Genomic DNA, 25,155 nt, shown 5'->3' with positions numbered 1-25,155 from the left:
CGGGATGAGGCTTTGCCCGTTATCGTTCAATTGCCGGTCATGCCTAACAAGGAGACCGAAGCATGACCTTCAGAATTCGCGGACTAGACCCAGACCAGTTTGCCCCGCTTTTCGATGCCAGCGAAGACACGCTCAAAAGGCGGCGTGCGCGCCGTGAGGTAGCGGGCGAGGGACGCTTTCCTTGCCGCGTCAGTCTCGAAGATGCAGCGGAGGGTGAGGAGCTGTTGCTCACGCACTATACCAACCACGCGGTCGAAACACCGTATCGCAGCGCTTTTGCAGTTTATGTTCGTAAGGATGCGCACGAAGCTGCCGACTACGTCGATGCAGTTCCGCCGATCCTGCGCGCCCGGCCGATAGCGCTCAGGTGCTACGATGCGCAGGGCAATCTCCACCGCGCGGGGCTTTCGCTATCGGACGATGTCGAAACGCTCGTTCAGGCGCTGCTCGACGACCCCAAAATCGCCTATATCGATGCGCACAATGCTATGCATGGCTGTTTCGCCGCGCGGATTGAGCGCTATGAGGTGACGGTATGATTTCCGACACTCAAGCCTGGGAAGCGGTGCAACGCAAGGATCGCGCTTTCGATGGAGCGTTCGTGACCGGCGTCCATTCCACCGGCATTTATTGCCGCCCGAGTTGCCCTGCTCGAATGCCGCATCGCAAGAACGTCCGATTCTATGCGACGTCGGCCGATGCCGAGGCTGCCGGTCTGCGTGCCTGCAAAAGGTGCTCGCCCAACACTCAAAGCGCCGAAGAAGCCTGCGTCTTGGCAGCGATTGCGGCTATCCGCGCTGACGGCGCGAAGACTCTCGATCAACTGTCCGAACTGACCGGCTATTCACCGACACATTTCCAGCGCCTGTTCAAACGGACGGTCGGTCTTTCCCCTTCAGCCTTTGCGCGGGCATTGCGTGAGGAGCGTGTGCGAGAAGCTCTGGAAGGCGGAGCAAGCGTGACCGACGCGCTCTATGAAGCGGGGTATTCGGCTCCCTCGCGCTTTTATTCAGACACGAAAGGGAAGCTTGGCATGCAAGCGAGTGACTGGCGCGATGGCGGCAAGGGCCGGACGATTTATTGGAGCGTGGTGCCGACTTCGCTCGGCGAGATGCTCGTAGCCGCGACTGAGAAGGGCGTGTGCTGTCTGAGCTTCAACGAAGGTGAAGATGCGCTGCACAGGCGTTTCCCAAAGGCAGAACTGGTCGCTGGTGGCGAAGAATTCCGCGCCCTGTTCGATCAGGTCGTGGTGGTGGTGGAAGAGCCTTCGCTCGATAGCTCGCACATTCCCTTGGATGTGAAGGGAACCGCGTTTCAGCAGCGCTGCTGGGAGGCCTTGCGCAAAATCCCGGCGGGCGAAACCCGCAGTTATGGCGAACAGGCTGCGATGCTAGGTAACCCCAAGGCGAGCCGAGCGGTTGGCAGCGCGAATGGCGCGAACAACATCGCCGTACTGATTCCGTGTCACCGGGTGGTCCCTGCCAGCGGAGGTGTGGGCGGCTATGCCTACGGGCCGGAGATCAAGGCGGAATTGCTGAAGCGCGAAGGCGCCGACCAGAAGGAACTGTTCTGACATGGCTAAAGAGATATTTGCCGCGCTTCACCGCAGTGATGATCCGTTGATCCTGTACAACGTGTGGGATGTAGGCAGCGCCATAGCTGTCGCCGCTGCCGGCGCGAAAGTGATTGCAACGGGCAGTCTCTCGCTGGCAGGAGCGCAGGGCTATGAAGACGGAGAACGCATCCCGTTCCCGAGGCTTGTCGAAACCGCGAGGCAAATCGCCGAGGCAGTCGAATTGCCGATCTCAGTTGATATTGAAGCGGGTTTTGCGGAGGATCTAGAAGGTCTCAGCAGGGTCGCAGCAGCGCTGTACGACGTTCAAATCACCGGCTGCAATCTTGAAGATCGTTTGATCCGGACCAGCTATCTGCGGCCAGTAGACGAACAGGCGGAGCGGATCGCAGCGGTCGACGGTGCCGGCCTATTCGTAAACGCCCGAACCGATCTGTTTCTCGGGCCGCTGATGGCGGGTGAAAACCCCAACCGCGCCGAGCTGGTCGATGCCGCAATCGAACGTGCGGCAGCCTATCGCGCGGCGGGAGCGGGTTGTTTCTTCATCCCCGGACTGAGCGACCCGGCCATGATCGCGCAAATCTGTGAAAGCGTCGATATGCCAGTTAACGTGATGCGTTTGCCTGGCATGGTCAGCAATGCGGAATTGGCGGAGCTGGGCGTTGCACGCATCAGCTATGGCCCGGCACCTTGGCGTGAGGCGATGGCCGGCGTAACCGAAGCGGCGAAGGCGGCGTTCTCAGCCTAAGCGCTGGCTTGCGCAGCCTGACGAAAGCTCACAAGTTTCCGGCTGTCTTCGTCCCATAGGGCCAAAACCATCGGCCGCAGCGTTTCGCGCATCGACAGGCGGTTGAGATCCTCAAGCTCCGGGTACTTCTTGAGCACTTCGGGCAAACGATAGAACGGGATGCTGCTGGCCAGATGGTGGACGTGGTGGATGCCGATATTCCCGGTAAACCAGCGTAGCGGTTGGGGCAGGGTCAGATAGGAACTGCCGTGCAATGCAGCTTCCTGAAAAGACCAGTTTTCCTGACGGTCCCAATGCGCGTCTTCATATTGGTGCTGGACATAAAACAGCCACACACCTGTGGAGGCCGCAATCAGCAGGGTCGACACCACCACCAGCAGTGTCGTCCCGATCCCGAAGACGAACATCAGTCCCGCCATGATCGCAGCGAGAACGGCATTGGTGGCCATCGCGCTGATCCAGTACAGCGAACCTTCGCGCATCAGGCCAACCGGCAAACGGTGGCGAATGATGAACAGATAGATCGGCCCGAAACCGAACAGCACCAGCGGGTGGCGGTACAAGCGATAGCCAAAGCGCTGAATTGGCGAGCCTTCTTGAAACTCCCGCACAGTCAGGGTGTCGACATCGCCAAAGCCGCGCTTATCCAGATTGCCTGTGCGCGCGTGGTGGCGGGCATGCGACAGTCTCCAGCAATCATAGGGAGTGAATGTCAGAACCCCCAGCGCTCTGCCGATCCAGTCGTTACCCTTCTTGCTGGAAAGGAATGCGCCATGCCCGCAATCGTGCTGAATGATAAAGAGCCGCAGCAGGAGCAAACCCGCCACAGGGATGAGCGCAAGCCCAGCGTAGAAGCCTGCGTCGATAGCGAATAGCGCCGCGCCGAACACCGCCATGAATGGGACCAGCGTAATCGCCAATTCCCACAGGCTGCGACCAAGCTTCGGGTCACGAAAAGCAGCAAGATCGCGCATCAATTGCTTGGGATCGAGCGCGGTTTCGCTTTGAGCTTGCTGAGTCATTCTGTTCCTTAGGGGAGGCTGCGACGCGATTAACGTAGGTCCGCAATATTGCAAAGGCGAGAATTATCAGCCGGTTTCTCCACGTAAGCACCGCGCTGTCCGACCAACGCCAGAACGGCAAGTCGGCCCGGCATGAATTGCTTGCCGCCAAACCGGCTTCACGCAGATCGCTCCATTACACTGAAGACTGCTGAGGCCTTTGAGCAGAATTCTGGCTTCGCTATGTCTGAAAGAGCCAGTGTCTGCATCCTCTGGCGCAAGGGTTCGGAGGTATAGAACGCCATCATTCGGGCCTTTTCGGCTTTGTCCCAAAATGCGGTGATCCAAATATGCCCGTAGTCGCCGAACTCGCCAAGTTCGGCGCACCAATCCTGCCACAGTCTCTGAGCCAGTAACTTGTCGGGCACGGCCATGACCTGCGCGAGCAAATCGTCCAATGGCCACCCACCACGGCTGAACATGCAGACGATGTCGTCGAGCAATTGGCCGGGCCATCTGTCGGGCGTCTGAAAGCGGCTTTGCAGGAACCGGCGCTGAAACCGGTCCAGCACACTCCATTGATCGGTCGACCAGTGGCTGGGATTGCCGGTATCAAATCTAGAGAGCGACGACTCGATGCCTACATCTTTCGGTTCCTCGCCAACGGCCAGAACTTCGAGAACTCGCGGTAAGAGGTAAGCCCAGATGTCCTTGCGCACCCCATCGGTTGCGCAGGCGGCCGAGAACCATTCCCTCAAATAATGGAAAGGCAATTCCTCGATGTTTGAGCGGAAGAAGTCGGCTTCGACGTCCTTTGGCATGCAGCAGTCGGTGCACACGTCGACGTTGATTGGCTTGTAAGTATCGAAAGCGCGGTAGGCTTCCTCGATCAGATCGTAGAAAGGGTGCCCATGTGCAATTTTGGCGCCCGGTTCCCGCAGGCTCTTTCGAGAGTGGCGCCCCATTTGCGTGTCGCTCAATCCAACTTTGGCGGGAAACCCGGTTCGGCCTTTGCCATCGCGGTCTGATACGCTTCTCGTCCGCCGATGCGCTGCAGATATGCCTTGAGGTTCGGCAGGTGATCGATCGTCATGCCGTTGAACGCGCGGCTGGTGGTCAGTTGGAACACCATCATGATGTCGGCTGTGGTCAGCTGCGAACCGCCGAAATAGTCTGCCTCGCCCAGCCGCGTTTCGATCTGCTTCCATGCATTGGTGACACGTTTCGCCAGCGGGGGAGGCATATCACCGCCGAGCGCGCCAACAGCGATCTGCATCATGCCGTTTGTCATGAACGTCGCATTGGCAAAGTGGTACCAATAAAGGTGATCGGCAAAATCGGGGTTGTCAGGGCCGGGCACCAGATCGGTGTCAGGCGCGTATTTGCCGATGATATAATCGACGATTGCACCGCTCTCGCCCAGCAGAGTATCGCCATCCTCGATCAGCGGAGCGACCTCCATTGGGTGCAAGGCTTTGAGCTCAGGAGGGGCCAGCCGCGTGTCGGGATCGCGATTGTAGAGCTTCAGATCGTAGTCGAGGCCCAGCTCTTCACACAGCCAGACAATGCGTTCGGACTGCGAAATGCGAAGGTGGTGGACGGTCAACATTGGGGGGCTCTCCTAGTTCTCGTTTCGCGCCCACCCTTTGCTGGCCGGTTCGAGGCTGTCGAGGACTTTTTCCGCGCTTTCCAGATAGTCGCGCTTTTTCTCGTCCCCCATTCGGTCCCACGTCGCGAAGATACGGCCGATCCTGTGATTGCTTTCCAGCCGATCGCGGTGGCGGTCCATGAAATGCCAGTAGAGCGGGTTGAACGGGCATGCGCCTTCGCCGGTCTTTTTGCTGACCGAATACGAGCATTCTTTGCAGTAATCGGACATCTTGTTGATGTAGTTTCCGCTCGCCGCATAGGGCTTGGTCGCGAGCTTTCCGCCATCGGCATAGAGGATCATGCTACTGACATTGGGCAGTTCGACCCATTGATACGCGTCCGCATAGACGGCGAGATACCAGTCCTGCACCTCGCGCGGGTCGATCCCGGCGAGCAGGCAGAAATTGCCAACCACCATCAGCCGCTGAATATGGTGCGCGTGCGCGTTGTTGTGCGTGGAGCGGATGCAATCTGACAGGCACCGCATATCGGTTGCTCCGGTCCAGAAGAATTCAGGCAGCGGACGGGTCGCTTCAAGTTCGTTCGCCGTTTCGAGATCGGGCATGTGGAGCCAGTAGAACCCGCGAATATATTCGCGCCAGCCGATGATCTGGCGGATGAAACCCTCGACCGAATTGAGCGGCGCTTTGCCATCTTCGTAAGCCTGCTCGGCGCGTTCGCACAGTTTGAGTGGGTCGAGCAGTCCGCAATTGATGCTGGTCGATAGCATTGAGTGAAAGAGGTCGTCCGACCCATGGACCATCGCGTCCTGGTAAGGGCCGAACTTCTCGATCCGCTCGGCAAAGAACGCGTCGGCAGCGCGCGCGGCTTCATCGCTTGTGACGGGCCATTCGAAGCTGTCGAGATTGCCGAAATGGTCCGCGAACTTTTCCTCTACCAACTCGATCACTTCGCGCGTGATATCATCGGGCTCGAAATTCGGTGCCGGCGGGGCATCCATCTCACCCTTGGGCGGTTCGCGATTGTCCTTGTCATAGTTCCAGTCGCCGCCTTTCGGTTTGCCGTCATCTGTCATCAGCAGACCGGTTTTCCTGCGCATCTCGCGATAGAAATGCTCCATCGTGAGATGCTTGCGACCGTCAGCCCATTCCTGGAACTCGGCATGCGAACACAGGAAGCGGTCGTCGGGCATGATTTCGACCGTGCAAGCAAACTTGCCGGGCCATTCCTCGATGGCCTGCTGCACCCGCCATTCGCTGGCTTCGGTGATATGGACTTCGCGCGGATCGTGTCGCTCAATTGCGCGCGCCACCTCTCCAGTGAAGCTACCGGAATTTTCTTCATCGGTGAGTTTGACGTAGTCGACGGTCCAACCAGCCTCGCGCAGTTCGTCAGCGAAATGGCGCATGGCCGAGAAGAGCAGCACGATCTTCTGCTTGTGATGCTTGACGTAGGTCGCCTCGTCCCAGACCTCCATCATCAGGATGACAGTATCGTCCTTGGTTCGCCCGCGTAGGCTGGCGAGGGTGCGTGTCAGCTGATCGCCGAGGATGGGAACGAGGATTGGTTGATCGGTCATGCGGCATCAATGTCCGACACTCAGATAAGTGCCGAATTCAATGCGCTAATTCTCGTCGCCATATTCATCGCGCAGACCCTTGAGCGACTCGATGAATTTTTCCGCATTTTCCCCGCCGCCATGCGGGTTGTTGGCGATGATTTCCATCAGCCGGATCGCGCGGCTGTATTGACCCTGCGCCGTTAATACGAAGGCGTACTGAAACCGGATCGGTACAACCTCTGGCGCGAGTTCGAATGCGCGCTCCGATAATTCTCCCAGTCGATCGGCTTGTTGACCGCTCATCTGGAGCGTCTGTGCCAGGTTGGTCAGCGCCCATGGATTGTTTGGCTCTGCCGCGACGGCAGCTTCCAAATCGGCAAGCCCAGTTTCGAGCAGAGCGTTGTCTTCCGCTCCCTCCTGCTGGTACTTCTCAACCGCCATGCGACCGCGCAGCACCAGCGCTTCCGTATGCGTTGGATCAAGCGAAAGCGCGCGTTCGACTGCGTCGTGAGCCTCGCGTTGATCTTGCCTCACATAACGCAGAATGGCGAGTTCCGACCACACATCGGCATTGGCTTTGCCGCGATCGACCAGCTTCTCAAGATCCTTTTGTGCGCCCTTAGCATCGTAATTCATCAGCCGTTGAAGTCTGAGCTCAACCAGCTGCGATGGCACATCTTCCAGCTCTTCGATCTGAACAGCGCTGCGATAGATCAGCGGTTCGGTCGATTTCTGATAGGTGATTGGCTCTTTGATGTAGGCCCTGACCGCCTCCGCAAGTGCCTCCGTATCACCAAACGCATTTGCCGCTGCCTTTTCTGGCTCGATGCCGTCATTGAGGTCGGCCAGATATCGTGTGATCTTTTTGCCTGAACCTTGCGGCTGCGAATAGAGGTAGTGGGTCAGGGCCCACGACCATGCGTAGAAGAGCGACGCATTCTTCTTGGGTTTGGCCCCGCTGACAAGGGCGCCAAAATCGTAGCTACGATTGTAGGCGAGGGTCGAAAGATGGCGATTGGCGTATTTCCCAATCGTCCATTGCTCATTCGGAAGGAACTCCGCTGTCGAAACGAAATCGGCATAGCCTTCCGCAAACCAGGCCGGGGCGGGGACTGAGAAGTTCTGAAAGAAGAAATGGTGGGCGTATTCGTGGTAGAGCACCTGCCTGCCGGTAAGGCGCTCCGCGAACTTTGACCGGCGCCGATTACCTACGAAAAACGAGCCTTCAGCCCGTGCGGTGTAGAAGCCAGCTATCAAGCCGCTTCTGGCGTCGCGTCCGGCAAGTGCGCTGACATTCTGCGCATCTTCGAGCAAGTACACAGTCAGTTTCGCGGGGTCTTCGATTGGATCTTTGCGCCATAACTTGCGCAGCAGCGCGTCCAGCCGTTCGAGGTCTCTTGCATATTTCTCGAGCTGCGTTGTCGATCCCTCCGAATAGACAATGAAGCTGTGCGTCTCTGCCCGTTTCCAGTCCGAGGCGAGCGCTGGCGTGGCACCCGCGAAAAGAAGCACGACCGCCGATAGGAGCGTCTGAGTGGCGTAGCGTATCCGGGAAAAAATGTGCGTCATACAAAGCTATACGGGTCAATATCGATCCCGATCCGAACACCGGGTGCGAATTCTTGCGTGCCAACCCATTGGTTCAAAACCTGCTGAAGGTTCGCTGAACGCCGAGCGTTGACAAGGAAGCGGTAGCGATAACGGTTGCGCAGCAGTGCCAGCGGGGCGGGGGCCGGGCCGAGAATGTAGAGATCATCCAGATGCGGGCGTGCGTCGCCGAGCCGTGCCGCCGCTTGCCGCGCTTCCTTTTCGTCTTCGCTCGACAGGATGATTGCCGCCCAGCGTCCGAAAGGCGGAGCACCGGCGTCGCGGCGGGCTTCCGTCTCGGCTTCGTAGAACGCGTCGCGGTCGCCATTGGCCAAGGCTTCAATAACCGGTGCCTCAGGGTGGCGGGTCTGGATCAAGACTTCGCCCGGCTTTGCGCCGCGCCCAGCGCGACCGGCAACCTGTGCAACTTGCTGATAGGTGCGTTCGGCAGCGCGCAGGTCGCCGCCTTCAAGGCCCAGATCGGCATCGACCACACCGACCAATGTAAGTTCAGGGAAGTGGAATCCCTTCGTCACCAGCTGTGTGCCGACAATCACGTCGATTGCCTTGGCTTCGGCCTGCGCGATAAACTCCGCCGCGCGTTCCGGCGAACCAAGCGTGTCCGAAGTCGCGACCGCGACGCGCGCTTCGGGAAATAGCTCGGCGACCTCATCAGCAATGCGCTCGACACCCGGGCCACACGCGACAAGGCAATCGCCTTCGCCGCAATCGGGGCATTTTTCCGGTGGCTGCGTCTCGAGCCCGCAATGGTGGCAGGCGAGGCGTGCGGACAGTCGGTGCTCCACCAGCCATGCGCTGCAATTCGGGCACTGGAACCGGTGCCCGCAATTGCGGCACAGTGTTAGCGGTGCGTAGCCGCGGCGGTTGAGGAACAGCAGCGATTGCTCGCCTTCGGCCAGCCGATGTTCGAGCGCTGCGATCAGGGGCGCAGCTAGCCATCGCCCATTGGCGGGCTTTTCCTGTGTCAGGTCGATCAGTTTGATGCTGGGCAGCTGCGCACCGCCAAATCGGCTGGGCAGATCCAGCTTCGTGTAGGTCCCGCTATTGGCCATATGCAGGCTCTCCAGCGCCGGGGTCGCGCTGGCAAGGACCACGGGAATGCTTTCGAACCGAGCGCGCATCACGGACACATCGCGCGCATTGTAGCGCACGCCATCATCCTGCTTGAAGCTGATCTCATGGGCCTCATCGACGACGATCAGGCCGAGATTGGCATAGGGCAGAAAAAGGGCCGAACGCGCGCCGACAATGACCTGCGCGGACCCCTCCGAGATCGCTCGCCATGCGCGCCGCCGTTCGGTGGATTTGAGCGAGGAGTGCCATAGAACTGGCGGCGTGCCGAAGCGTTGCTCGAACCGGTGCAGGAAGTTCTCGGTCAGTGCGATTTCCGGCAGAAGGACCAGCACCTGCCGTCCCAACCTGATGGCTTCGGCTACCGGCTCGAAATAGGTCTCGGTCTTGCCCGAGCCCGTCACCCCGTCGAGCAGGAATGGCTCGAACGCTTGAGCCTCGACCGCCTTCACCAATTGCTTTGCTACCGCCATCTGATCCGATGACAATGCCGGTTGATGATAGTCGGGATCGGCTGGGGGGTAGGGGCGGTCGATCGAAACCGTGACCGGCTCAATCACGCCTTGGTTGACGAGGCCGCGCAGCACCCCTTCGGACACCCCTGCAATCCCGGCGAGCTCTCGAATGGTCGCCTGTTCACCATCAAGCGCTTCGATAGCCGCTGCGCGCTGCGGGGTCATGCGCTCGGGTGCGCCGCCGCTCAACCGGTATTCGGTCGTCGTGGTCGGGCCGCCCAAGGCACCGCCACTTGATAGGACCATGCGAGCGACGCTGGCGAGATGCGCGCAGTAATAGTCGGCAGTCCATTCGATCAGCCTGCGCAGTGGCTTGGCTAATGGCGGGACGTCGACAACTTCGAGGATCGCGCGCAGCTTGCTCGCGTCTACCTCAGCACCCGGCAAACGGCCTTCGTCCCAAACGATCCCGGTCACCTTGCGGGGGCCGAGCGGCGCAATGACGACGCTACCCGGCTCGACCCGCACACCGTCTGGCAGCTTGTAATCGAGCGCACCTAGTGCTGCATTGAGGACGAGGAGTCGGACGCGGTTCATGAGCTGTCCGCAATATGGGTGCAGGTCGCACAAAACCACAAGAGAAGGGGAGAGGGATATGAACGCTCACGAGAGCACGGCATTCGCCGAAACAATCGAACGTCGGCGGTTTTTGAAAGCGGGGGCAGGCGGAGCGCTGATCCTGGCGCTACCGGCGTGTGCAACGATTCCGGGCCTGAGTTTTACCGATGCGATCCGGCGCCTGCTCTTGCTATCCAGCGAGCGCGCCTTCGCACGGCTTACTGCACCGGATGGCTATTGGGACGAACAGGTCGGGCGGCTTGGTCTTGGCAATTTAATCGGCACGCGCGGCGATGTGCTATCGCGGATTCTGACTTCGGCGCTGTTCAAGGACCGGCTCGAGGACGCCTTCGCCGACATCGCGATCGAAGGGTCTGAGCGCGCAGCACCGCTAGTTGCTGACGCGGTTCGTGTAATTGGAGTTGCAAACGCGGTTGAGCTGGTGCGTGGCGGCCCGGATGCCGCCACACAGGCCCTGCGCGGAGAGCTCGGTGGAAGGCTGATCGACGCGATGGTGCCGGAGTTGGGCGAAGCGATTCAAATCGCCTCGGACCCGCTTGTCGCAGAGCTTATTAACGCTGCCACCGGCACCGATGTCGGCGGCATTGCTCAGAGGCTGGCTGGCAATGTCGACGACGCGATCTGGACCGAGATTGGCGCAGAAGAGGCTGCAATTCGGCGCGACCCGCAAGCGACGGGTGATCCCCTGCTAATCGGCGTGTTCGCGGCTGACCGCGTGCTCTAACCGCGTGCTCTAGAAGCGAGCGGTTATCCCGACATTGGCGATGTGATCAATCCGGTCCTCGCCATCGCGCACAGCATACTGGTTGAGGTAGCCAGGTGTCAGGGTGAAGCCCTCCGCAATCGGTACGGTCACACCGACAAAGTTGCGCCAGTTCGCGACGCCATCGCGGTTGAAGGCAACATCGTTGAGGCCGATGAGCGGCTCGGTGTAGAGCACCAGATTGTTGTTCTCGCTGATCGGCACAGTCAGTTGGACCAGATTGCGGTATCGCCAGCCTGTCGCATCGCTTTCTTCGAAAAATCGCTGCTCCAACCGGTTGCGCGACGTAATCTTCAGCCCCTGATCATTGTCGAGAAGCGTGACGTTCAGTTCCTGATAGATGCGGTGCTCGTTCACTTCGACCGGGCCAACCGGATCGGTCAGGATGTAGGCATAGCCGCCGCCGACATTCACATCCTTGTTGATGCGATAACCGACGAAGGAACGCAGCAGCAATTGGCCGAGGCGGTCAGCGTCATTTGTGAAACGCTCCTGTGCTTCGCCGCGCACATACCAGTCGCCTTCCTCGTCCAGATCGACGAACACGAACTGCCCCGCCCAGATGTTGAAGTCTTCTTCAGTGGCTGCCGCCGGAGTAGCAGAAATGGCCGCAATCGCCGCCGCGATGCATCCCAGAATTCGCATGATTTGATCCCGTAGTTTGTAAACCTCGATCATTGTGTTTCGTGCAATGTGATAACATCAATCCCGATACCGGCAGGCGGTTCCCGGTCATTTTGATGGGGATGGCCATCTGGTTTCAGATGCGCCGCTGTGCCATCCCGATGGCGAACGATTCGAGCCAGCCACGGGAGCGCAACACCCATGAAATTCTTTGCCGACACTGCCGAGATTGACGAGATCAAGGATCTGGCCGCGACCGGCCTGCTCGATGGCGTTACGACCAACCCGTCACTGATTGCGAAATCGGGCCGCGACTTCATGGAAGTGACCCGCGAAATCTGCGGTCTCACAGATGGCCCGGTTAGCGCCGAGGTAGTCGCGCTCGATCACGCGACAATGATGAAAGAGGCCGAAGTCCTTCGCAAGATCGCCGACAATGTCTGCATCAAGGTGCCGCTAACGGTCGACGGTCTGAAGACCTGCAAGGCGCTGACCGAAGATGGCACGATGGTGAATGTCACTCTGTGCTTCTCGGCCAATCAGGCCCTTCTTGCGGCGAAAGCGGGCGCGACATTCATCTCGCCCTTCGTTGGCCGGCATGATGACAATGGCTTCGACGGGATGGACCTGATCAGCGATATCCGCCTGATCTACGACAATTACGCCTACGAAACCGAAATCCTCGTCGCCAGTGTCCGGCACGTCACCCACGTACTCGAAAGCGCGAAGATCGGCGCCGACGTCATGACGGCACCACCCAAGGTGATCCATGGGCTGTTCAAGCATGTGCTGACCGACAAAGGGATCGAAGGCTTCCTCAAAGACTGGGAAAAAACTGGTCAAACTATCGGCTAGCGGGGCGGCGGATAAGTCCCTAACTGAGACTGAATGGCTGAAGAATCCCCTCTCGACCTGTTCAAACACGCTCTGACTGGAGCAGCTCGCGCCATTGCGAGTGATCCGGAGGTTGAGGTGGCGTGGAGCGCGGACGTACCTGGAGCCTCGGGCAACCGGTTTCGCGTGCCGCTACCCGGACGGGACCTGCCATTCGAGCAGGTGACCGAGGCGCGCGGTTTCGCAGACTCGTTTGCGCTCAAACTGCGCCATCACGATGCGGGATTGCACGCGGTCGGGGCGCCGCCAGAGCCGGTGGCCCGCGCTTGCTACGATGCGATCGAGCAGGTGCGCTATGAGGCGCTGGGTGCGAACAGCTTCGACGGCATGAAGGGAAATCTCGACGCGGCGACCGAGATGCGCACCGCGACTGATCAGATCGTCCGCGCGCAGAATTCCAGCGAGGTGCCGTTGCAAACCGCGCTGTCGCTTATGCTGCGCGAAGAGCTGACCGGGGAGCCGATCCCTGAAAAAGCGCAGCCCGGTATCGAGCTGGTGCGCGACTTCATCGAAGAGACGGTCGGCAAGGATTTCTCCGCGCTTGGCGACAGCCTTGATGATCAGGAAGCTTTTCAGAAGCTCGCGCTCGACATGCTGCGTGAGCTCGACCTTACTCGCCCAACCGATGCGCCCGACGAAGCCGACAATGATGACGGCGATGAGGAGGACGGCGCGGACGACGAACAATCCGGCGATGAGCAGCAGGAAGGCGATGCCGACCCGCAAAGCTCCGAGATGGCCGGCGAAATGGCAGAGGGCGAAGGCGAGGGCGATGCCGACAGCGAGTTCGCGCCGGATGACGATATGCAGGATGGCGAGCCGGGCGAAGAAGGCGATGCTTCCAACGCGCCCGTTCGTCCGAACCGACCGCAAGCCGACATTCCCGAAGGGCTCGACTACAACGCCTTTGCCGAGCGGTTCGATGAAGAAATCGAAGCGCCGGAATTGTGCGATTCCGAAGAGCTGGACCGTTTGCGTGCCTATCTCGACAGCCAACTGACGGGCTTGCAAGGTGTCGTTACGCGGCTCGCGAACCGACTGCAGCGCCGCCTGATGGCGCAGCAGAACCGCAGCTGGGATTTCGATCAGGAAGAGGGCGTGCTCGATGCGGCGCGGCTTTCGCGCGTGGTGGTCTCACCCGGCACGGCGCTGTCTTACAAGGTCGAGCGCGATATCGAGTTTAAGGACACGATCGTCACGCTGCTGATCGACAATTCGGGTTCGATGCGCGGTCGCCCGATCAGCATCGCTGCGATCAGCGCCGACATTCTGGCGCGCACGCTGGAACGCTGCGGGGTCAAGACCGAGATTCTCGGCTTCACCACCCGCGCTTGGAAGGGCGGGCAGTCGCGCGAGGCATGGCTCGCCGATGGAAAACCGCAAGGGCCCGGCCGCCTCAACGATCTGCGCCACATCATCTACAAACAGGCCGATGAGCCATGGCGCCGCGCGCGCCGCAATCTCGGCCTGATGATGCGCGAAGGGCTGCTGAAGGAAAACATCGACGGCGAGGCGCTGCTATGGGCACATTCCCGCCTGATCTATCGCCCCGAGGAACGCCGCATCCTAATGGTGATTTCAGACGGTGCACCGGTGGATGACTCGACCTTGAGTGTGAACTCAGCCGGTTACCTCGAAGCGCATCTGCGCGGCGTGATCGAGTGGATCGAAAAAGCCTCGCCCGTCCAACTGGTCGCCATCGGCATCGGGCACGATGTGACGCGCTACTATCGCCGCGCGGTGACGATCATGGATGTCGAACAACTCGGCGGCACGATCATGGAGCAGTTGGCGGAACTGTTCGAGGATGAGAAGGGCGTGAAGCGAAGATAGCACTCAATTCGTCATCCCCGCGAAGGCGGGGATCCAGCTTGTTTATGCGAAGCGGTGCCGGATAGCTCTGGATTCCCGCCTTCGCGGGAATGACGAGGTAAAATATGAACGTAACCGAAGCCGTTACCAGCCGCCGCTCTGTGCGGGAATTCCTCGACAAACCCGTCGATCTCGAAATCATACGCCGAGTGATGGATACAGCTCGCTGGGCGGCCTCTGGCTGCAATTACCAGCCATGGGAAGCCACTGTTGTCACTGGCCAGCCGCTCAAGGATTTGCAGGCGAAGATCACCACCACGCCTCCGCAACAGCTCGAATATGACTGGGATGCGCCAAAGAGCGAGGACGCCTACAAAGAGCGGCTCCACGGTGTGTCGAAGGGCATGTTCGACGCGCTTGGCATTGCGCGCGATGACGGAGCGGCGCGCATGGCTGCGATGGGGCGCAACGCCACCAGCTTTGATGCGCCCGCAGTCATGTTCGTCTATTTCCCGCGCCTGATGAAAGAGCCGCAATGGTCCGACACCGGCATGTGGCTGCAAACGGTCGCGTTGCTGCTGCGTGAGGAAGGGCTCGACAGCTGCTTTCAGGAATTCATGGCGTATTATGCGAACGTGATCCGCGATCATCTCGGCTTGGACCACGAGCGATACATGCTCTTTTGCGGCATGGCGATCGGCTATCGCGACCCCGATGCCCCGGTGAACAGTTTTGAGCGTGAGCGTGTGCCGCTCGATGAGCATGTTAAGTTTTTGGGTTTCTAGCTGCGTCATTGCGAGCCGCGAAGCGGCGCGGCAATCCACAGCGGTTTCGCGCTAGGCTCTGGATTGCTTCGCTTCGCTTGCAATGACGATAGAATTGACGGCGTGCTCAAGGCTCGCCAAAGCGCCCCCCACAATGACCGACCTCAAACTCTTCAATTCGCTCACCCGCGAACTCCAGCCGTTCGAACCCATCCATCCGGGTGAGGCGCGGGTCTATACGTGCGGGCCGACGGTCTACAATTACCAGCATATCGGCAATATGCGCGCCTACATCTTCGCCGATACACTCGGCCGGACTCTGAGCCATAAGGGGCTGAAGCTGTCCCACGTCATCAACATCACCGATGTCGGTCACCTGACCTCGGACGCCGATGCGGGCGATGACAAGATGGAGAAGGCCGCCGCTGCGCAGGGCAAAAGCGCGTGGGATATCGCGCGCTACTATCAGGAAGTGTTCGAAGCCGACCTGGACCGCCTGAACGTCCGCAAACCCGCGCACCCGCGCGCCACCGACTATGTCGAAAGCATGATCGAGTGGGGCAAGGCGATGCAGGACAAGCATTGCTACGAACTCGGCAGCGGCCTGTACTTCGACGTGTCCACCGTGCCGGAATATGGCCGTTTGGCCCGCGCCGTGACTGACGACGGGGAGGGACGGATCGACACGGTCGAAGGCAAGCGCAACGCCGCCGATTTTGCGATCTGGCGCAAGACGCCTCCGGGTGAAACGCGGCAGATGGAATGGGACTCGCCGTGGGGGAAGGGCGCTCCCGGCTGGCACCTCGAATGCTCGGTGATGAGCGCAGAACTGCTCGGCCACCCGTTCGATATTCACACGGGCGGGATCGACCACCGCGAAATTCATCACCCCAATGAGATCGCGCAAAATCAGGCGCACAATTGCTCAGCCGACAGCGCGGCGACGATCTGGATGCACAACAATTTCCTGATCGACCGGCGCGGGAAGATGTCGAAGTCATCCGGCGAGTTTCTGGTGCTGCAGACGCTGGTGGACCGGGGCTATCACCCGCTCGCTTACCGGATGATGTGCTTGCAGGCGCACTATCGCAGCGAGCTGGAGTTTTCTTGGCAGGGCCTCGATGCGGCGCTCACGCGGCTTAAGCGGATGGTTTTGCAGTTGACCACTTTGCGCTCACGCGAAGTTGAGCTTGGGTCGATTTCAGTCTTTCAACCAGATGAAGATCCAGCTGTGATCTGGACTGTGCGAGATGTCGAAGATGAAGAATGGGGCAGATTGCAGGCTCCGCTCGACAAATTTCAGGTAGCGTTGTTCGATGATCTGAACACTCCCATTGCATTGACCGCTCTGGAGGATGTGCTCGGGATGAAGAAGGTCGACCCATTCAAGAAGGCAAGGCTAACGGCCGTGATGGACAGCGTTCTCGGTCTTGGGCTCTTTCCCATCTATCGTGAAGACCTTCGGATTCGCCCGAAGACCGCCGAGATCACCGAGGAAGAGATCGAAGAGGCGCTCGCTCGCCGCAAGGCTGCTCGTGCCGAAAAGGACTTCGCCACCTCAGACGCGATCCGTGACGAGCTCGCGGCGAAGGGCGTCGAAGTGATGGACGGCGATCCGCTCGGTTGGGAGTGGAAGCTCGCGCAGAGCTAGGTCTACACCCGGTCGCGGTGCAGCCAACAATTGACCGAAAAGCGCGAGTCTTCGAAGGCATCGCTGGGAACCGTGGTTAGGTTCACCTCGTGCGGAGCGATCGAGGAAAAGATGACCAGCCTGTCGTGCTTCGGTTCGATCAGCAAAGTTTCGTCCCCCGCCAGCGCGTGCATGATCAGCTCGCCGCCCTTGAAGCGCGGCGGTTCGCGGTGGAAGTAATAGACGGCGCTCACGATTCGATCGGTCTCCGACTCCTTTCGGTTGGTCAGCGTGTCGATATGGCGGATGAAATGCCCCCCGTCGCCCGTCGCGACCAGTTCAAACTCCATCTTGTCGGGCCGGAAGCCTGCGCATCCCGCACCGTCAACGACCTCTTCGAGGCGATCTTCGATGACCTTGCGAAATGCCTTGCGCCGAGGTTTCCAGTCGCCTGTAAAACGGACCGACTTGCGGCTCTTGCTCCGCACGCCCCAGCCATGGTCAGAATTGTACACGGCGGTCGGTTCGAAGCCCGCTTCGTTCGACAACGCAAAATCGAGCAATTCGGCCGAGGCCTCTACTCCTAGAAACCCATCAATTACGCAGTGGCTTGCAAGCATGCGGCGACTAGTGCAGCGCCATCGAAGCAAGTCAAGCGCAGCAAACGCGGAGCATGTCGACAGTGACCAATCCCAAGACCATCGTCGCAATTTCCGGCTTGATCCGCCCGCTGCTCGAACCGCGACTGCCAGACGATCTCGACATTCGTTGGTTCATGACCAAGGAGGAGGCGCTCGAAGCTGTGCCCGAGGCCGAGATCGGGTGGTTCGATATGTACGAGCAGGAGGCGATGGCGGCGACCTTGCGCGCAGCGACCAAGCTCAAATGGCTCAATTCGATCTATGCGGGCCTCGATTTCCTGCCGATGGACGTGCTGATCGAACGCGGGATTACTGTGACAAACGGCGCAGGCATCAATGCGATTACAATCGCTGAATATGTGGTGATGGGGATGCTCAACATCGCCAAAGGCTATCGCGAGGTGGTGCGTGCGCAGGAGCGGCGCGAATGGTTGCTCGACAGTCCGGGTAAGCGCGAACTGGCAGGGTCAAAGGCGCTTCTGCTGGGCTATGGTGCAATCGGGAAATTGATCCAGCCGCGGCTGGAAGCGTTCGATGTCGATGTCACCGTCGTTCGACGCAGCGGCGGTGAAGGAGTGCTTAGTCCCGACGAATGGCGCGGCAAGCTCGGTGAATTTGATTGGGTGGTCTTGGCCGTCCCCGCCACGCCTGAAACCGAAGGCATGATCGGAACGGACGAGCTGGCAGCGATGAAATCTGACGCGGTGATCGTGAATATCGCGCGCGGCAGTGTGATCGACCAATCGGCTTTGATTGGGGCGCTGGAGAGCAAGAAAATCGGCGGAGCGTTTCTCGACGTAACCACGCCCGAACCTCTGCCAGAAGACCACAAACTCTGGACGCTCGACAATGCCCATATCTCAATGCACCTGTCGGGCCGTGCGCAGGACAAAATGTTCATTCGCAGCGCTGAGCGCTTTCTCGACAATCTCGACAAGTTTCGGCGCGGAGAGCCGGTTGCGCCCGTTTTCGACCCCATTCGCGGTTACTAACCAGTTGCCACAGTAACCTCGGGCGACTCTGCCACGAAACCAACATCATGCTCGCCCATTGTCTTTGGGCAGGCCGATTCAGGAGGAACCCGCAATGACTACACCCAAGAAAGCCTCGGACCTGTTCGTGGAATGTCTCGAAGCAGAAGGCGTTGAGTACATTTTTGGCGTTCCGGGTGAGGAGAACCTCGACCTTCTCGAAAGCCTTTCCGACAGTTCGATCAAATTGGTGCTGACCCGCCACGAACAGGGTGCAGGCTTTATGGCCGCAACCTATGGCCGCCATACCGGGAAGACCGGTGTTTTCCTCGCAACTCTGGGCCCGGGTGCGACCAATATGGTGACGGCGATCGCCTATTCGCAGCTTGGCGGGATGCCGACGCTTGCGATCACCGGACAGAAGCCAATCAAGCATTCGAAGCAGGGCCGGTTCCAGATCCTCGATGTCGTGGCCATGATGGAGCCAGTGACGAAGTTCGCGCATCAACTGCATTCGGGCGACAACATCCCCAGCCGCGTTCGCGAGGCGTTTCGTTTGGCGGAGGAAGAAAAGCCCGGCGCGACGCATCTCGAACTGCCCGAAGATATTGCCGCCGAAGATGCGTTTACCCAGCCGATCGCGCGGAGCGTCGCGCGGCGTCCCTCGGCTGAAACCAAGGCGGTGCGGCAAGCGGTCGAAGCCATCGAAGCAGCGAAGTCGCCTGTGCTGGTGATCGCCGCCGGAGCGAACCGGCGCATGACAAGCAATATGCTGGGCGAGTTCGTCGAGAAGACCCGTATCCCGTTCGTGACGACACAGATGGGCAAAGGCGTGCTCGATGAACGTCACCCGCTGTTCCTCGGCTGCGCAGCGCTTTCTGCAGGAGATTTCTGTCACCGCGCCATCGAAGATGCCGATCTGATCATCAATGTCGGCCACGATGTGATCGAAAAACCGCCGTTCTTCATGGACGCGGACGGGGCAAAGGTGATCCACATCTCCAACACCACTGCCGAGGTGGACCCGGTCTATTTCCCGCAAATCGAAGTGATCGGCGATATCGCCAACGCGGTGTGGCAGATCAAGGAAGCGATCACGCCGCAAGACACATGGTCATGCGGACGGATGCTGGAATACCGCGCTGCCGATGTGGCGCATTCGGACCCATTGGAAGCCGACACCCGGTTCCCGATATTCCCGCCGCATCTGGTGCGCCAGGTTCGCGGGGCGATGCCCGATGACGGGATCATCTGCCTCGATAACGGTGTCTACAAGATATGGTTTGCGCGCAATTACACCGCTTATCTTTCGAACACCGTGCTGCTCGACAATGCGCTCGCGACGATGGGCGCGGGCCTGCCGAGCGCGATGATGAGCGCGATGCTCTATCCTGATCGGCGGGTGATGGCGATTTGCGGCGACGGCGGTTTCATGATGAACTCGCAGGAGCTGGAAACGGCGGTTCGCCTGGGCTTGAACCTGACCGTGCTGATCCTGCGCGATGATGCCTATGGTATGATCCGCTGGAAGCAGGCGAATATGGGCTTCAAGGATTACGGGCTGACCTATGGCAATCCCGACTTCGTGAAATACGCCGAAAGCTATGGCGCGATCGGTCACCGTATCACCAGCAGCGAACACCTCACCGATGTGCTTGCCGAGACCGGCAACACGCCCGGTGTCCACGTGATCGATTGCCCGGTCGATTACACCGAGAACGATCAGATCCTGAACCACGACATCAAGGAACTGAGCGCGAAGCTCTAGAGAAACTTTGCCGTCACCCCTGCGAAGGCCGGGGTCCAGTCAACTGCCGGGCCTGGATCCCGGCCTTCGCCGGGATGACGAACCCATGCTAAAAGACACCTACCCGCTCTATCTCAACAACAAAGCATATCAGCCGAACACCGATCTGGAGGTGACGGACAAGTACACCGGCGAGGTCGCATTCCGCACTGCCAAGGCGGATGCTGAAACCATCGACAAGGCTATTGCAGGCGCTGTCAGTGCAGCGGAACCGATGGCGAAGCTTGCCAGTTTCGAAAAGCAGGATGTGCTGATGCACTGCGTCAGCCGCTTCAAGGAGCGGTTCGACGAGCTCGCCTATGCCCTGTGCGTCGAGGCGGGGAAGCCTATCAATGACAGCGAAGGCGAGGTCACCCGCCTGATCGACACGTTCCGGATTGCTGCCGAAGAGGCGGTGCGTAATTACGGTGAAGTCATGCCGCTCGACATATCTGAGCGCGCGCGGGGATATTCGGCCATGTGGAAGCGCGTGCCAATCGGTCCGTGCAGCTTCATCTCGCCGTTCAACTTCCCGCTCAATCTGGCGGCGCACAAGATCGCGCCCGCCATCGCGATGGGCTGTCCGTTCGTCATGAAGCCCGCCAGCAAGACCCCGCTCGGTGCACTGATCATGGGTGAGGTGCTGTCGGAATGTGACGTGCTGCCCGAAGGCGCGTTCTCGATCCTGCCCGCCAGCCGTGACGGGGCCGACCTGTTCACTGAGGATGAGCGGCTCAAACTGCTGAGCTTTACAGGATCGCCCGGTGTCGGCTGGGCGCTGAAGGCCAAGGCGGGCAAGAAAAAGGTTGTGCTCGAACTCGGCGGCAACGCGGCGGTGATCGTCGACAAGGACGCTGATCTCGAAGACGCGCTGGAGCGGATCATCTTCGGCGCGTTCTACCAGTCAGGCCAGTCCTGCATCGGCGTGCAGCGCATCCTGATCCACCAGGATGTCTACGACGCGTTCAAGCCGATGCTGGTCGAGAAGACCAAGACTTTGATCGCGGGCGACCCCAAGGACCGCGACACGTTCGTTGGCCCGATGATTTCAGAAGGCGAGGCGACCCGGCTCAAGGACTGGATCGATGAGGCCGTGGAGGGCGGGGCGGACCTGCTGACCGGCGGAGCACTGACAAACGGCAACATGCTTGAGGCAACATTGCTGGAGAATGTCCACCCCGATGCCAAAGCGCTGAACGAAGAAGCATTCGGCCCGCTGGCAATCCTGCAAAAGTTCGCCAGCTTCGATGAGGCACTGGACGAAGTGAACCGCTCCACCTTCGGTTTGCAGGCGGGCATCTTCACCCGCGACCTGTTCCAGATGTACGATGCCTGGGACCGGCTCGATGTTGGCGGGATCGTGATCAACGATGTCCCGAGCTACCGCGTGGACAACATGCCCTATGGCGGCGTGAAGGATTCGGGCCTTGGCCGCGAAGGCATCCGCTTTGCGATGGAGGACATGAGCGAGATCCGGAACCTGGTGGTGCGGCGGACGTGATCCCGCTCGTCATTGCGAGCGAAGCGAAGCAATCCAGAGCCTAGCGCGAAGCCGCTCTGGATTGCGGCGCCGCTTTGCGGCTCGCAATGACGGATGATCCAACTAGCTCTCCTCCAACAGGAGCAGCTCCGCCGTCACGACCATCCTCTCATCTTCGCCAAATCGGTGTTCCACTTCGCGCACGGTCGCGTCTGCGACCAGTTGCCCGGGGATGCGGAATTCGTGGTCGGGTAGGTTTGCGATGAACTCTTCCCCCACTGCCACTGCTTCGGCCCCGTCGAAGTCGAGCATCATTTCATGCCGCGTGCCGGTGAAGGTTATCGAGGACCATGCCTTCTCTTCGTGTGAGAGCAGGCTTGCGCGCCCTTCGGCGAGCATGAGCAGCGCTTCACGCACGCGATCGGCGGTCGTCCGCTTGGGCCGATAGCGACGGCCGCGCAGCGCAGGTGAGGGGGCGTCGACCGGGTCAGCGGATTTGGTTTCGAGCATGGTGTTGGTCAGCATGGATTTGGCTCCCCTTGTTTGGACTGAAGGCTCTGGACGAAGTCGCTCATCCAGCGCCGCGTGCGCGCTTCGGTTGACGGGCGGGGAATGCGGCCCATGCGCAAATCGAGCACAAAGCGCGGATCGTGCGCGGCCAGTCGCCCGAACTTGGTCGCGGGCATTTCGTGTTCCCGCATGAATTTTTCGACATCTCGGATCAGCATGTGAACTCCCTGTTGTCCGGTTTGCCGGGCCAGCGAATCGCCCGGTGTTCCTGAAATGTTCCATGCGAAATCCTACTTGTCTAGGAAATATCTTTCATGTAGGAAGGAAATATGACGAAACCCGCAGAAAACTCACTCGAAGACCCGCGTAAGCGGCTGCTTGCACTGTCACAGGAGCGTGGTGCCAGCCTTGCCAGCCTGTCGGAACTGCTTGGGCGAAACCCGAGCTATCTCCAGCAATTCATTCGTAAAGGCTCGCCGAAGAAGCTCGAGGAGCAGGACCGCCGCACGCTTGCGCGGTTCTTTGGCGTGTCGGAGGATGAGCTTGGAGCGCCTAAGGAAAAATCCTATATTGACCCCACACCGCCGCCGAGTCGCGAGGGTGACTGGGTGGAAGTTCCGCGCCTCGACATTGGCGCATCGGCAGGGCCCGGCGCGCTGCCGGACAGCGAAGCGGCCTTCGATGCGTTTCGTTTCTCACGCCGCTGGCTGGTGGAGCAGGGCTTCGAAGGCGCGCAGCTTTCGGCAATCACCGTGGAAGGCGATTCGATGGAGCCGCTGCTTAACAACGGCGATGAGATCCTGGTCGACCGCGCGCCGAGGCCGTTTCGCGACGGTGTGCATGTCGTCCGCATGGGTGACACGCTGGTGGTAAAACGCGTTGCGAGTGCTGGGGGAGGGCGGTTCTCTCTGCTGTCGCAAAACCTCGCCTATCCGCCTGTGAATGTGGAGGCGGAGGATATTGAGATTGTCGGGCGCGTGATCTGGAAGGGAGGGCGGATATGACCGTAGCTTTTCGCTGGCACTAAGCCGGATTGCTGTATTTTGCAGCGATCGTTGAGCGGGGAAGTCTGCAGGTAAGCATCATGCGAGCGTTGTCAGAGCTGTTCGGTGCCAGCGAATGAAGGACTCGCAAATCCATCAGGTATGCGTCGCCAACACGACCTGTGAGTTCGACGATCTCCAGATCAACATCGTTTACTTGGCCTTTGGTTTCTTCGAGGCAAACGATTGCGGATCGAGAGGGATCGAATAACGATCGAAAGTAGCCTTCCTTCTTCAGTCTTTGCTTGAGCAGTTTTGATGACTGGCCCGCAATGCTGTTCGACAATCGATGCGAACCTGCAACTACCAGCGTCGCCCCGCCTTGTGGCTCAACACCATCAAGAAAAGTGAACAATTGCAGCCCCGGACTGGCTTGTTCCCCCAGTTTCGGTAGATCGATATGCCAGAGATCGTTCGGGACTGACCAAGGTTCCTTACTCGGGAGCGAAAACAGGATTTGCTGTCCCGGCGGCATTGGTGCCAACGGCTGGCCGACCAAGTTCTGTGCAAAAGCGACCAATTCTTCATTCAACAAGTCGGGAAAGCACTCTGAACGGTTCAAATTGTTGAGTGCGTTTCGAAATGGCTTCGGATAACCAAATCGACTTGGAGAATGCATCCACCTCCCAGAGGTCAAAAGCCCGTACTCTTTTGCTAAGCTTCTAACTATGTCGCGCGCCGCTATGGCTTGGTCGCGCGCGATAACTCCCTCGAGCTTGACTATGCCCCTCTGCTCAAATTCATGCGCATGATCGCTCAGACTTACCATTCCGATACGTCGGTATAGTTGAAACCAATGAGTCGCAATTGGCAGCGCGCCAATCAAATCGCAAAGGCAGGATCGACCTGTGTTCGCGCTGCTTGCATTCATCGCTCATGCGCGCCATTTCCCGCTTATGACCGAAGTCAAACCAACACCTCCAATGCGCGCTGCCATCATTCCGGTGACGCCGCTGCAGCAGAATTGCTCGCTTATCTGGTGCACCAAGACCATGAAGGCTGCACTGACCGATCCGGGCGGTGATCTCGACAAGCTGAAAGACGGCGTCGCGAAGGCGGGTGTGACGCTTGAGAAGATCCTCATTACCCACGGTCATCTGGATCATTGCGGTCAGGCAGGGATGCTAGCGGAAGAGCTTGGCCTGCCGATCGAGGGGCCGCACAAGGACGACTTGTTCTGGATCGAGCAACTCGACAATGACGGCGCGCGTTACGGGATGGAAGCGAAGAGCTTCGAGCCGACCCGCTGGCTCGAGCATGGCGATACAGTGACAGTGGGCGAACTGACGCTCGATGTGATCCATTGCCCCGGTCACACACCCGGCCATGTCGTGTTCTTCCACGAACCGAGCCGCTTTGCGATTGTCGGCGATGTGCTGTTCCAGGGTTCAATCGGGCGAACCGATTTCCCGCGCGGCAATCATCAGGATTTGATCGATGCCATCACCCAGCGCCTCTGGCCGCTCGGCGAGGACGTCATGTTCATCCCCGGCCACGGCCCGACCAGCACCTTTGGCCAAGAGCGCAAGACCAACGCGTTTGTCTCGGACTATGCGCTGAGCTGACCTATTTCGTCATTTTGACGAGCGAAGCGACGCGGCAATCCAGATAGAGCCGGATTGGATTGCTCCGCTTCGCTCGCAATGACGATTTCAAGCGTCGTCCTTCGCCTCACCCATCGCCTTGCTTTCGCGCTTTAGTGGGCGTGAGACGGGGCACACTTCCTGCACATAGCCATTGAGCGTGTTGGTCAGGTTTTCGCGCACCAACCGGTAGTGCACATATTGCCCGCGCTTTTCGCTTTCGACCAAACCAGCATTCTGAAGCACACTCAGATGTTGCGACACCGCTGGCTTGGAGATGTCGAACCGTTCGGCAATTTGCCCGGCGGTCAGTTCGGACTCCGATAGATAGGCAAGGATCCTTCTGCGCACCGTAGAGGCGAGGGCTTCGAACACTTTCTGCATGCT

General features: G+C 59.5%; 25 protein-coding genes. 13 read left to right on the top strand and 12 right to left on the bottom strand.

Annotation, left to right across the window (positions count from 1 at the left end; all coding sequences use genetic code 11):
• Positions 1–62 precede the first annotated feature (62 nt).
• Genes Q0837_RS08820 through Q0837_RS08810 form a run of 3 tightly spaced genes read left to right on the top strand, consistent with a single transcriptional unit; the run spans position 63 to position 2,321 of the window.
• Entirely contained in the window at positions 63–539 is a 477-nt protein-coding gene (locus tag Q0837_RS08820) for a DUF1203 domain-containing protein (RefSeq protein WP_298467739.1), read from the top strand.
• The gene (locus Q0837_RS08815; RefSeq protein ID WP_298467737.1) at positions 536–1,573 is read left to right on the top strand and encodes a bifunctional transcriptional activator/DNA repair enzyme AdaA; all 1,038 of its coding nucleotides are present in this window, start codon (positions 536–538) and stop codon (positions 1,571–1,573) included. Before Q0837_RS08820 ends, Q0837_RS08815 begins: the two co-directional genes overlap by 4 nt.
• Before the next feature lies 1 nt (position 1,574).
• On the top strand, positions 1,575–2,321 hold the full coding sequence (locus Q0837_RS08810) for an isocitrate lyase/phosphoenolpyruvate mutase family protein (RefSeq protein ID WP_298467735.1): 747 nt from the start codon (positions 1,575–1,577) through the stop codon (positions 2,319–2,321).
• On the opposite strand, the gene Q0837_RS08805 is transcribed toward Q0837_RS08810, so the two are convergent.
• The 6 genes from Q0837_RS08805 to Q0837_RS08780 all read right to left on the bottom strand — a co-directional run bounded on the left by Q0837_RS08805 (position 2,318) and on the right by Q0837_RS08780 (position 10,225).
• The gene (locus tag Q0837_RS08805) at positions 2,318–3,343 is read right to left on the bottom strand and encodes a fatty acid desaturase (RefSeq protein ID WP_298467733.1); all 1,026 of its coding nucleotides are present in this window, start codon (positions 3,341–3,343) and stop codon (positions 2,318–2,320) included. The two genes, Q0837_RS08810 and Q0837_RS08805, sit on opposite strands and share 4 nt — an antisense overlap.
• Before the next feature lie 158 nt (positions 3,344–3,501).
• The gene (locus Q0837_RS08800) at positions 3,502–4,302 is read right to left on the bottom strand and encodes a hypothetical protein (protein ID WP_298467731.1); all 801 of its coding nucleotides are present in this window, start codon (positions 4,300–4,302) and stop codon (positions 3,502–3,504) included.
• Entirely contained in the window at positions 4,299–4,931 is a 633-nt protein-coding gene (locus Q0837_RS08795) for a glutathione S-transferase family protein (protein ID WP_298467729.1), read from the bottom strand. The genes Q0837_RS08800 and Q0837_RS08795 overlap by 4 nt, the downstream gene beginning before the upstream one ends.
• A gap of 12 nt (positions 4,932–4,943) precedes the next feature.
• Positions 4,944–6,512, bottom strand: a complete 1,569-nt coding sequence (locus Q0837_RS08790) for a cryptochrome/photolyase family protein (RefSeq protein WP_298467726.1) — start codon at positions 6,510–6,512, stop codon at positions 4,944–4,946.
• A gap of 45 nt (positions 6,513–6,557) precedes the next feature.
• Positions 6,558–8,063: a tetratricopeptide repeat protein gene (locus tag Q0837_RS08785; RefSeq protein ID WP_298467725.1), complete on the bottom strand. Its 1,506-nt coding sequence runs from the start codon at positions 8,061–8,063 to the stop codon at positions 6,558–6,560.
• Positions 8,060–10,225 carry a primosomal protein N' gene (locus Q0837_RS08780; protein ID WP_298467724.1) on the bottom strand — a complete coding sequence of 722 codons (2,166 nt, stop codon included), beginning with the start codon at positions 10,223–10,225 and terminating at the stop codon, positions 8,060–8,062. The genes Q0837_RS08785 and Q0837_RS08780 overlap by 4 nt, the downstream gene beginning before the upstream one ends.
• A 58-nt stretch (positions 10,226–10,283) precedes the next feature.
• Here Q0837_RS08780 and Q0837_RS08775 point away from each other — a divergent pair, with 58 nt between their 5' ends.
• Positions 10,284–10,991, top strand: a complete 708-nt coding sequence (locus Q0837_RS08775; protein WP_298467723.1) for a DUF4197 domain-containing protein — start codon at positions 10,284–10,286, stop codon at positions 10,989–10,991.
• Between the two features lie 9 nt (positions 10,992–11,000).
• Here Q0837_RS08775 and Q0837_RS08770 read toward each other — a convergent pair whose 3' ends face one another.
• Complete coding sequence (locus Q0837_RS08770; RefSeq protein WP_298467722.1) at positions 11,001–11,675, bottom strand: DUF2490 domain-containing protein; 675 nt, start codon at positions 11,673–11,675, stop codon at positions 11,001–11,003.
• A 180-nt stretch (positions 11,676–11,855) separates the two neighbouring features.
• Between Q0837_RS08770 and fsa the strand changes: the two genes are divergently transcribed.
• The 4 genes from fsa to cysS all read left to right on the top strand — a co-directional run bounded on the left by fsa (position 11,856) and on the right by cysS (position 16,775).
• Complete coding sequence (gene fsa, locus Q0837_RS08765) at positions 11,856–12,509, top strand: fructose-6-phosphate aldolase (protein ID WP_298467721.1); 654 nt, start codon at positions 11,856–11,858, stop codon at positions 12,507–12,509.
• A gap of 33 nt (positions 12,510–12,542) precedes the next feature.
• Complete coding sequence (gene cobT, locus Q0837_RS08760; protein WP_298467719.1) at positions 12,543–14,381, top strand: cobaltochelatase subunit CobT; 1,839 nt, start codon at positions 12,543–12,545, stop codon at positions 14,379–14,381.
• A gap of 104 nt (positions 14,382–14,485) precedes the next feature.
• A complete protein-coding gene (locus tag Q0837_RS08755; RefSeq protein WP_298467717.1) occupies positions 14,486–15,145 on the top strand; it encodes a nitroreductase in 660 nt (219 codons plus the stop codon).
• A 133-nt stretch (positions 15,146–15,278) separates the two neighbouring features.
• The gene (gene cysS, locus Q0837_RS08750; protein WP_298467715.1) at positions 15,279–16,775 is read left to right on the top strand and encodes a cysteine--tRNA ligase; all 1,497 of its coding nucleotides are present in this window, start codon (positions 15,279–15,281) and stop codon (positions 16,773–16,775) included.
• A 2-nt stretch (positions 16,776–16,777) separates the two neighbouring features.
• Here the strand turns inward: cysS and Q0837_RS08745 are convergent, their stop codons facing one another.
• Entirely contained in the window at positions 16,778–17,374 is a 597-nt protein-coding gene (locus Q0837_RS08745) for a 2OG-Fe(II) oxygenase (RefSeq protein ID WP_298467713.1), read from the bottom strand.
• A gap of 62 nt (positions 17,375–17,436) precedes the next feature.
• On the opposite strand from Q0837_RS08745, the gene Q0837_RS08740 reads away from it, so the two are divergent.
• From Q0837_RS08740 to Q0837_RS08730, 3 genes are all read left to right on the top strand, one after another.
• Positions 17,437–18,387 (top strand): D-2-hydroxyacid dehydrogenase, encoded by a 951-nt coding sequence (locus Q0837_RS08740; RefSeq protein WP_298467710.1) that lies wholly within the window; start codon positions 17,437–17,439, stop codon positions 18,385–18,387.
• Positions 18,388–18,481: 94 nt separating this feature from the next.
• A complete protein-coding gene (locus tag Q0837_RS08735) occupies positions 18,482–20,134 on the top strand; it encodes an acetolactate synthase large subunit (RefSeq protein ID WP_298467708.1) in 1,653 nt (550 codons plus the stop codon).
• Positions 20,135–20,219: 85 nt separating this feature from the next.
• Positions 20,220–21,653, top strand: a complete 1,434-nt coding sequence (locus tag Q0837_RS08730) for an aldehyde dehydrogenase family protein (protein ID WP_298467706.1) — start codon at positions 20,220–20,222, stop codon at positions 21,651–21,653.
• 102 nt (positions 21,654–21,755) lie between these two features.
• Here the strand turns inward: Q0837_RS08730 and Q0837_RS08725 are convergent, their stop codons facing one another.
• Both Q0837_RS08725 and Q0837_RS08720 read right to left on the bottom strand, forming a co-directional pair.
• A complete protein-coding gene (locus tag Q0837_RS08725; RefSeq protein ID WP_298467703.1) occupies positions 21,756–22,157 on the bottom strand; it encodes a hypothetical protein in 402 nt (133 codons plus the stop codon).
• Positions 22,151–22,360 (bottom strand): hypothetical protein, encoded by a 210-nt coding sequence (locus Q0837_RS08720; protein ID WP_298467701.1) that lies wholly within the window; start codon positions 22,358–22,360, stop codon positions 22,151–22,153. The genes Q0837_RS08725 and Q0837_RS08720 overlap by 7 nt, the downstream gene beginning before the upstream one ends.
• A gap of 111 nt (positions 22,361–22,471) precedes the next feature.
• Here Q0837_RS08720 and Q0837_RS08715 point away from each other — a divergent pair, with 111 nt between their 5' ends.
• Positions 22,472–23,146, top strand: a complete 675-nt coding sequence (locus Q0837_RS08715) for a LexA family transcriptional regulator (protein ID WP_298467698.1) — start codon at positions 22,472–22,474, stop codon at positions 23,144–23,146.
• 19 nt (positions 23,147–23,165) lie between these two features.
• On the opposite strand, the gene Q0837_RS08710 is transcribed toward Q0837_RS08715, so the two are convergent.
• Positions 23,166–23,954, bottom strand: a complete 789-nt coding sequence (locus Q0837_RS08710) for a phytanoyl-CoA dioxygenase family protein (RefSeq protein WP_298467696.1) — start codon at positions 23,952–23,954, stop codon at positions 23,166–23,168.
• A gap of 127 nt (positions 23,955–24,081) precedes the next feature.
• Between Q0837_RS08710 and Q0837_RS08705 the strand changes: the two genes are divergently transcribed.
• The gene (locus Q0837_RS08705; RefSeq protein WP_298467693.1) at positions 24,082–24,750 is read left to right on the top strand and encodes an MBL fold metallo-hydrolase; all 669 of its coding nucleotides are present in this window, start codon (positions 24,082–24,084) and stop codon (positions 24,748–24,750) included.
• 87 nt (positions 24,751–24,837) lie between these two features.
• Here the strand turns inward: Q0837_RS08705 and Q0837_RS08700 are convergent, their stop codons facing one another.
• Entirely contained in the window at positions 24,838–25,152 is a 315-nt protein-coding gene (locus Q0837_RS08700) for a metalloregulator ArsR/SmtB family transcription factor (protein WP_298467691.1), read from the bottom strand.
• Positions 25,153–25,155 lie beyond the last annotated feature (3 nt).

Origin of the sequence: uncultured Erythrobacter sp. (genome assembly GCF_947499705.1) — a bacterium.
GTDB lineage: Bacteria > Pseudomonadota > Alphaproteobacteria > Sphingomonadales > Sphingomonadaceae > Erythrobacter.
This window is presented reverse-complemented; position numbering and strand designations above follow the sequence as displayed.